The sequence below is a fragment of the Embleya sp. NPDC059213 genome, assembly GCF_042754445.1.
Taxonomy (GTDB): Bacteria; Actinomycetota; Actinomycetes; order Streptomycetales; family Streptomycetaceae; genus Embleya.
The window spans coordinates 1-8,153 of sequence record NZ_JBHZAV010000290.1; the positions used below are offsets into that span (position 1 = coordinate 1).

Sequence of the window (8,153 nt, forward strand, 5' to 3'; positions counted from 1 at the left end):
CGGCCGCGACACCGTCGACGGTGTCGAGACGGTCGACCAGACCGCTCAATGCCTGGCGGGCCGCGCCGTCCGGGGTCTGGGCAGCCAGCAGGAGCGGACCGTTGAAGCCGGGGCCGAAGCCGTCGGCGAGCATGTCGTAGGCCTTTCGGCTGGACGAGGCCGGCGGGTTGTTGCCCGCGTCGGCCGCGCCGAGCCGAAGGGACAGCGCCGGGATCGCCACGATCGCCATGACGACCACGGCCACGACGGCCGGCCCCTTCGGGTGGCGCCGCACCCGCGCGGCCCAGCGGCCCCAGAACCCGCTGCCGTCGTCCTTGTCCGGGCGCGGCCCGTGTGCGGCCAGGTCGCGGCGTTGGCGGCGGCTGAGCACCCGGGTCCCGAACAGGCCGAGCAACGCCGGTAGCAGCGTGACGGCTGCCGACACGGTCGCGAGCACGGTCAGCGCCGCGCCCAACGCCATGCCGTTCAGGATGCCGATCCCGAGGGTGAACATCCCCAGCAGCGCGATGACCACGGTCAGTCCGGCGAAGACGACCGCCCGTCCGGAGGTGTCCAGGGCCTTGGCGACCGAGGAGGCCACGTCGTCGCCTCGCATGAGGTTGCCGCGGTGTCGGTTGACGATGAACAGCGCATAGTCGATGCCCACCCCCAGGCCGATCAACGCCCCCAGGGTCGGCGTGACATCCGCGAGGGTCAGCACGTGGCTGAGCAACATGGTGGCCATCAGCGCGGTGACGACACCGGCCACCGCGGTGATCACCGGCAGGGCCGCGGCCCACGCGGAGCGGAAGACCACGAAGAGCAGCAGTGCGGCCATGCCGATGCCGATGATCTCGCTCCACTTCGACACCGCGGCCGTCTCGGTGAACGCGCGGCCGCCCAGTTCCACATGCAGGCCGGCGCTGCGTACGGAGGTCGCCAGGTCCTCCACGGCCTGTACCTCGGCCTTGTCGAGATCACCGCCGGCCCGGGTGAAGTTCACCGTGGCGTAGGCGATGCGCCGGTCCGGGCTGACCTGTTTCGCACCCGCATCGGTGTACGGGCCGACCACCGCGGCCACGCCGGGAGAGTGGGCGACGCGATCCAGGGCCGCGGTCATCGGATCCCGCACGCCCGCGTCGGTCACGGTGCCGGCGTCGACGCGCCAGGCGATGGTCCCGCCGGCGCCGGCCGCGGCCGGTGCGTTGGCCTGCATGAGCTTGATGGCGGTCGCCGACTCGGTGTCCGGCATGGTCGAGTCGTTGGCGTACTTCGCTCCGGCGGACAAGGCGGAGACGGCCAGCGCTGCGAGGACCCCCGCCCACAACACGACAACCAGGATCCGGTGCTTGTGGCACCAGCGGGCAAGCGCGGACATCGAACCTCCGAGGAAGGGGTGTCTCCCACGTACGCCGCGTGCGGACGCCGGCGTCGGGGACAGGTTCCGGGGCGGACGACGAAAACCGTGGCAATCGGTCGCATCCGCCCTGGTCAACCCTCGCGCGTCGACGGCCGCGTGTCGTTGCCCGGCCGTAGACACTTGCGTCTGCTGCGAACGCAGTAGACACCGACACCACCGCGGTAGACGCGCGGCGCCCTCGCCACCCCTTCCCGTGCGCGCACGTCTTGCCCAGGACGGACAGGGCAAGCGGACTTCCGCCGCATCATCGGCCGCGACGCCCCGGGGGGCGACCACGATCCGCCCGCGCCCGATCGCACCGGGCCCGAGTCCCCAAGGCCATCCCCCTGCCCAGCCCACCGATGAGCGTCCGGCACCTTCACCTACCGGCCCGACGGCCCCCCGGCACCGGCCCCGCCGGGCGCCCCGTCGGGCCTCGTCCGCCGATGTATCAACCCGCGCCGAGGCGTTCGGTCACGAACGCGTCGATCTGCCGGCCCACGTGGTCGATCATCTCGTCGGTGAGACCGTGGTTGCAGGAGATGAGCATGCCGAACTCCATCACGTGGTCGGCACCGGGAAGTCCGCCCTCGGGCTGACGGAAGGCCGCGTCCTTCATGAACGGCTGCCGCACGGCGTTGCCCGTCCACACCACGCGGGTGTCGATACCCCGCGCCTCCAGGAACTGCTGGAGGTCGCTGCGCCCGAAACCGGCGTCCGGCCTGATCAGGAAGCAGTACGACAACCACGCCGTGTGCAACCCCTCCAGTTGACGCGGGGTGGTGAACAGGTCCGGGTGCCGACGCAGCACCTCGGTGTAGCGGTCGAAGTTGTGCTGCCTGCGGGCGTGGTTGCGGTCCAGCTTCTTGACCTGCTCGACGCCGAACGCCGCGCAGAGCTCGTTCGGCAGGAAGTTCCAGCCGACCTCGTCGAAGATGAACATGTTGTCGTAGTCGATCCCGTCCAGGTCCGTCCAGAAGTCGCGCGACCCGGCCTTGGAGCCGAACAGTTGCGCCTCCGAGCGGCGCCCCCAACCACGCAACGTGAGGCAGCGGTCCCGCAGTTCGTCGTCGTCGAGCATCACCATGCCGCCGCTGCCGGCCGCAGTGATGATGTGCGACAGCGAGAAACTCGTCACCGAGATGTCGGCCCGCGTACCGGTCGGCGTTCCCCGCAGCGTCGACCCGACCGCGTCGCACGAATCCTCGACGACCTTGAGGCCGTGCCGGTCCGCGATGTCACGAATCGCGTCCCAGTCGGGCGCGTTGCCCGCCAGGTTCGGCACCAGAATCGCCCGCGTCCGCTCGCCGATCATCTCCTCGATGCGGGTGACGTCGATCTGGAACGTGTCCGGTTCGACGTCGACGAAGACCGGGACCAGCCCGGCCCGCAGCAGGCAGGACAGGTCGGTGGAGAAGGTGAGCGGAGAGGTGATCACCTCCGACCCCGGCGGCAGATCGAGCAGGTCGACGGCCAGGAACAACGCCGCCGAGCCCGAACTGACCATCACGCCATGGCGCTTGCCGAACAGGTCGGCGACCCTGCGCTCCATCTCGGCGACGCGCGGACCGACCCGCAGCCCGTTCTGCCCCTCGGTCAGGACCGAGACGACGGCATCGATCTCGGCCTGGTCGTAGACGGCGGTCGTGTAGACCACGCGCTTCTGCTCGCTCATGGAGTCCCTCTTCGTCGGTGGGCCATTGGGAGTCGACACCGGGCGGCGGCCACCCGATCCGTCGATGACTTCATAGCTATCATAGCCATGATGGACCTACAAGCCGTCCCGACGCTTGATCCCATCCAGATTTCGTGTAACGGTTACACATATCCCCGCAGCGGGCCGGATCGCCCCCGGTCCGCACCGCGGGCGCCTGCCGCACCCACCTCGCCGGCTTCGACGTGCCCACATAACGTCGTGGCCGTCGAGGCCCTCGCCGAGAACCCCAACGGCAAGCTCCTCGACCGCGACCCACGACAGACCTACGCCCACTCGGCGAACCGGTGACGTACTCGTGCATCGATTCGCCTCCCCCGACCGATCTCCACCGAGGAGCACGCGTGCAATACGAAACAGTCGGCCGGTCCGGCCTGAAGGTGTCCTCGCTGGGCCTGGGCTGCAACAACTTCGGGATGAAGATCGACGAGGCCGCCGCAACGAAGGTGGTCGACGCGGCCCTGGAATCCGGCATCACGCTCTTCGACACCGCAGACGTCTATGCGAAGGGTCGTTCCGAGGAGATCCTCGGAAAGGCACTCGGTGCCCGCCGGTCCGACGCGGTGATCGCCTCGAAGTTCGGCGCCCCGATCGCACCCGGTCCCCACGGCGGCGGCTCCTCGCGGCGGCACCTCGTCCGCGCCTGCGAGGACACGTTGCGCCGACTCGGCACGGACCACATCGACCTCTACTACCAGCACTACCCCGACAACACGACTCCGGTCGAGGAGACGCTGCGCGCCCTGGACGACCTGACCCGCGCCGGGAAGGTGCGCTACACGGCGGTCTCCAACGTGTCGGCCTGGCAGTTGGCCGACGCCGTACACGTCTCCCACGCGCACGGGCTCGCCCGATTCTGCGCCGTGCAGGTCGAATGGAACCTGCTCAACCGCGCCGCCGAGAGCGAACTCGTCCCCGCCGCCGAGCACTTCGGGGTCGGCGTCATCCCCTACTTCCCGTTGGCGTCCGGCCTGTTGACCGGCAAGTACCGGCAGGGCGCGGATTACCCCCGGGGGTCACGTCTGGCCGATCTCCCCTACTTCGCCTCCGTCGCCACGCCCGAGAACTTCGCCGCCGTGGAGCGCCTGCGCGCGCTCGCCGGGGAATCCGGGCACGACCTGGTGAGCCTGGCCCTGTCCTGGCTGGCAAGTCGGCCGTCCGTCCCCTCGGTCCTGGTGGGCGCGACCTCGGCGGAGCAGGTCTTCCGCAACGCCGAGGCGCTGGTGGCGTTGCCGCCGGATCTCGTCGCCGCGATCGAGTCCGCCGTGGCTCCCGCGTAACGTGCCGATCACCCGCCCCGCTCACGCCCGTGGCGCCCGGCCGCTACCGCCGGTCCGCTTCGAGCGTGTCGCCGTGTCCCGCCGAGTCCTCGCGCGCCCGCGAGCCCCGGCTGCCGGATGCAAGACAACCGGTCGCGTCCCCGACCCGGCGCGGCTTCGACGTCGCGTCACCACGACAACGGAAGGAAGAAGTCTCTTGTACGTCTCGATACATGCTGTCGAGCCCGGGTGCGATCGTCTCGACGTCCGTCCCGTTCGCAAGCCCGCCGCGCGTCTGCGCCGTGCCCTCCCCGCGCATGCGACGGCCGCCCGATGAGCGCCCGGGAAGGCATCGGGTCGGACGGCGCCCACGCGTTGTCGGCCGCGGATCGGCTGGAGATCGCCGAGTTGCCCGCGAGGTTCTGTCACTGCTCCGACTACGCCCGGTACGAAGGGTTCGCCGACCTGTTCACCGCGGACGTGGTGACCACGCTCGTCGGCATCGGTGAATACCGGGGCCTGGAAGCCCAGATACGGCACGCGCGCGACACCCGGACCTGGACGCAGGGCCACGCCTGGCACGTCGTGAGCAATCTGTGGATCGAGCCCACCCGTGAGGGCGCGGCCGTGCACTACTACATGCTGGGCATGCTGCGGACCGGCGCCGACGACAGCGGCCGCGTCAACACCACGGGCCGGTTCGTCGACCACGTGACGCGCACACCGAACGGGTGGCGCATCCGGCGGCGGGAATTCACCCTGGACCACCCGACGACACCACCCGACCTGGCCTGACCAGGTTTCTCGAACGTCCGCTCGCGCGGCGCCTCCGTAGCCTCGCCGGCCAAACCCCGCCCGCCGCGCGAGACGTCTACCAGGGCGAGGGGTTGCTGAACAAGGGGGTCGACGCCACGGCCCGCCGGCCCGGCCCCGGCGCGTGGGCCGGTCCGGCGGGGGCGCCGCTCAAGGACTCGAGCGCTGCGATCGTGCTCTCGACGACCTCGTCGTACAGTCGCTCGAACGCGCCCGGCAGGTGCGCCAGGACCGGGCCGACCCGCGCGCGGGCACCCTCGTCGGCGCGATCCAACGCCTCCCGCAGGACCGATGCCATCTCCGGGGCCGGGGCACGCCGAGCCGCCAGGGTCGCCTGGCCGACGATCGTCGTGCTGACCAGCGCGACCGCCAACGCCAGGTCCTCGTCCCCCAGTTCCAGTGGCGCCAGGATCTCGGTCAACAGCATGATCGCCGGCAACCAGGCGGGCTGCCGGGTCGACGTGATGTAGGGAAGCAACTGGGGATACGGCCGCAGGTGCTCCAGACTCATCCACATCCACTCGTGCAGTTCCTCCCGCCACGACGAACCGGTCGGCCGGTCGAACTCCATGTCGCTCGCCACCCGGTCCGCCACGGCGTACAACAGGTCGTCACGATCGGGGAAATAGCGATACAGCGCCATCGGCGCCGACTCCACCGCCTCCGCCACCCGTTTGATCGTCAACGGCGCCCCCGGATCCCGGTACACCAACGCCACCGCCGCGTCGACGATCTGCCCGCGCGACAGCCGCGGCGGCCGACCCCGACCGCGCGAAGGCGCCTCCCCCGACGACTCGACCATGAGCTCCGTCCTTTCGCCACGCCCCACCGGCGCCCATCATCCGCGGGACAAGCGTACGCATCCCACAAAATCGGTGCCGGCAGCGCCCGATGTCGGTGAGTCGGGAAGCGTCGTCGGCGCCTCCGGACGCGGCTCCGACGGCCGACCGACCCGGGAAGCCGCCGGCGCTGCCCCGCGGGCCGGTGGCGCAGAACCACGCCCTGCACCGAGCACGGGGCAAGGGCACGGGGCGGCTGCGCCGGACCGGCGGGGCTGCCCCGTGCCGTTTCGGCGGCCCGAGGTGGCTCTCGTGGCGGGCCCGTCCGGTATGGACCTCTTTATTTTGCGTACATCCTATGTTAATTTCTGCGCCCGTTCCTCCATCGGACGCGGCGCCCGCGCCGCTCCGTATTTCGCCCCCCGGCCCGAAAATTTCGGGCCGACGGCTCACCCCCGCAGGCGTCCCCGTCGATCCCCTCGATCGGCGGCGGTCGCGCAATGCCGAGAAGAGGATTCATGGCCGGCAACGCACAACCCAGCCCACCGCCGGACGCCACCCCAAGGCGCGGAACGGGCGTCGGGCGCCTGGACGGCGCATCCAAGGCGCGCATCGTCACCGTGGCCGCCGTCGTCATCCTGTTCGCCGAGGTCGTCCCCCTCCAATACGCGATGGTCCTGCCCGCCGTACAGAAGGTCGGGGCCTCCTGGCCGGAGGTGGGTGGCAACCTGGGCTGGATGGTCATCATCATCGCCCTGGTCGGCGGCGCGACCACCCCCATCGTCAGTAAGCTCGCCGACCTCTACGGCAAGCGTCGGATCATGCTGATGTGCAGTGTCGGCTTCCTGGTCGGATCAATCCTGTGCGCCGTCACCGACTCCTGGGCGTTGTTCCTGGTCGGCCGGGCCCTGCAGGCGACCGCCTTCGCGATGACCGCGATCGCCGTGGGGCTGCTCCGCGACCTGTTGCCCCGTCGGTACGTCCCGGTCGCGATCGGCGCCCTGGCGGCCGGCTTCGGCTTCTCGGGCATCCTCAGCCCGTTCGTCGGCGGCGCCCTCACCGACCAGTACAGTTGGCGCTCGCTGTTCTGGTTCCTGGTGGTGTACGGGGCGGTCATCATCCCGCTCATGCTGCTGCTCGTCCCGGAGAGCAGTGTGCGGGCGCACGAGAGACTCGACTGGGTCGGTGCGATCCTGCTCGGCGGCGGTGTGGCACTCGCCCTGGTGTACATCAGCAACGGCCAGACCTGGGGCTGGAGTCGGCCGAGTGCCTGGGCGTATCTCACGGTCGGTCTGATCGTGCTGGGCCTGTTCGCGGTATGGGAGACGAAGACCCCGTCGCCGATGATGAGTCCGCACCTGCTGCGTTCGTCCAAGGTCTCGATGGTGCTGGCCGTCGGATTCCTGGCCAACGTGGTGATCGGCGGGATCGGCTACATCGTTCCGTACATGGCCCAGACCGACGCCTCGGCGATCAAGGATCAGATCCTGGCCGGTGCCGCGGCGACCGCCGGGCAGCCGGTGGAGGTCATGCGGCAGATCATCACCTTCGAGGGCGACCTCGGCTACGGGTTCGGCTTCAGCCTCCTTGCCTTCGCCGCCCACATCACCATCGGCATGTCGGCAACCAGCATGGCCGCAGGGCCGGCTGCGGGGATGTGGGGGCGTGCCTCGGGCCTGCGCGGGCCGCTGATCGCGGGGATGGCCGTGATGGGGACCTCCGCCGGGCTGCTGGCACTGTGGCATGGACACTGGGTGACCGTGCTCGTCTTCTACACCGTCTACGGCGTGGGTTTCGGGTTCTACTACTCCGCCGCCAACAACCTCGTCGTCGAGGCGGTCCCCGAACGCGAATCCGCCGTCGGGGCAGGGATGTTGGCGGTCGCGCAGTCGTTCGGGGCGGCCGTGGGAACCGCGATCATCACCGCGGTCCTGTCCGCGCACACCTTCCGAACGGTCTCCCCCGGTCCGACCGGGCAGGGCACCGTGACGACGGACATTCCCCAGGTGTACACCGACGCCGGCTGGACCACCGCGCTGTGGGTCGTGGCCGCGGCGGGTGGTCTGGGCACCGTGATCGCGCTCCTGTTGAAGTCCGGCCGCACACCTGCCACGGGCGGCACGGCATCCGACATCGTCGCCGCGACGGACGAGCGCGTCACGGCCGCTTCGGGCTGACGGGGCGGGAGGACCGGGTGATCGCCGGGACGT

The 8,153-nt window shown here is 70.3% G+C and carries 6 protein-coding genes; 3 read left to right on the forward strand and 3 right to left on the reverse strand.

Annotated features, from left to right (window positions below):
* Both ACFXMF_RS45250 and ACFXMF_RS45255 read right to left on the reverse strand, forming a co-directional pair.
* Positions 1 to 1,357, reverse strand: a 1,357-nt coding sequence (locus ACFXMF_RS45250; RefSeq protein ID WP_380021215.1) for an MMPL family transporter, incomplete at its 3' end; no start/stop codon positions are given.
* A 472-nt stretch (positions 1,358 to 1,829) separates the two neighbouring features.
* On the reverse strand, positions 1,830 to 3,053 hold the full coding sequence (locus ACFXMF_RS45255; RefSeq protein ID WP_360310011.1) for a DegT/DnrJ/EryC1/StrS family aminotransferase: 1,224 nt from the start codon (positions 3,051 to 3,053) through the stop codon (positions 1,830 to 1,832).
* A gap of 383 nt (positions 3,054 to 3,436) precedes the next feature.
* Here ACFXMF_RS45255 and ACFXMF_RS45260 point away from each other — a divergent pair, with 383 nt between their 5' ends.
* On the forward strand, positions 3,437 to 4,372 hold the full coding sequence (locus tag ACFXMF_RS45260; RefSeq protein WP_379989758.1) for an aldo/keto reductase: 936 nt from the start codon (positions 3,437 to 3,439) through the stop codon (positions 4,370 to 4,372).
* Between the two features lie 312 nt (positions 4,373 to 4,684).
* Positions 4,685 to 5,146, forward strand: coding sequence for a nuclear transport factor 2 family protein (locus ACFXMF_RS45265; protein WP_379989757.1), 462 nt, complete (start codon positions 4,685 to 4,687; stop codon positions 5,144 to 5,146).
* 76 nt (positions 5,147 to 5,222) lie between these two features.
* Here ACFXMF_RS45265 and ACFXMF_RS45270 read toward each other — a convergent pair whose 3' ends face one another.
* Complete coding sequence (locus tag ACFXMF_RS45270; protein WP_360310005.1) at positions 5,223 to 5,966, reverse strand: TetR/AcrR family transcriptional regulator; 744 nt, start codon at positions 5,964 to 5,966, stop codon at positions 5,223 to 5,225.
* Between the two features lie 495 nt (positions 5,967 to 6,461).
* Here ACFXMF_RS45270 and ACFXMF_RS45275 point away from each other — a divergent pair, with 495 nt between their 5' ends.
* Entirely contained in the window at positions 6,462 to 8,120 is a 1,659-nt protein-coding gene (locus ACFXMF_RS45275) for an MFS transporter (RefSeq protein ID WP_379989756.1), read from the forward strand.
* Positions 8,121 to 8,153 lie beyond the last annotated feature (33 nt).

What these genes read in the sequence shown, in the direction of transcription:
- ACFXMF_RS45270 (WP_360310005.1), bottom strand. Translation starts at nt 5,966, where the DNA reads ATGGTCGAGTCGTCGGGGGAGGCGCCTTCGCGCGGTCGGGGTCGGCCG.
- ACFXMF_RS45265 (WP_379989757.1), top strand. Translation starts at nt 4,685, where the DNA reads ATGAGCGCCCGGGAAGGCATCGGGTCGGACGGCGCCCACGCGTTGTCG.
- ACFXMF_RS45275 (WP_379989756.1), top strand. Translation starts at nt 6,462, where the DNA reads ATGGCCGGCAACGCACAACCCAGCCCACCGCCGGACGCCACCCCAAGG.
- ACFXMF_RS45255 (WP_360310011.1), bottom strand. Translation starts at nt 3,053, where the DNA reads ATGAGCGAGCAGAAGCGCGTGGTCTACACGACCGCCGTCTACGACCAG.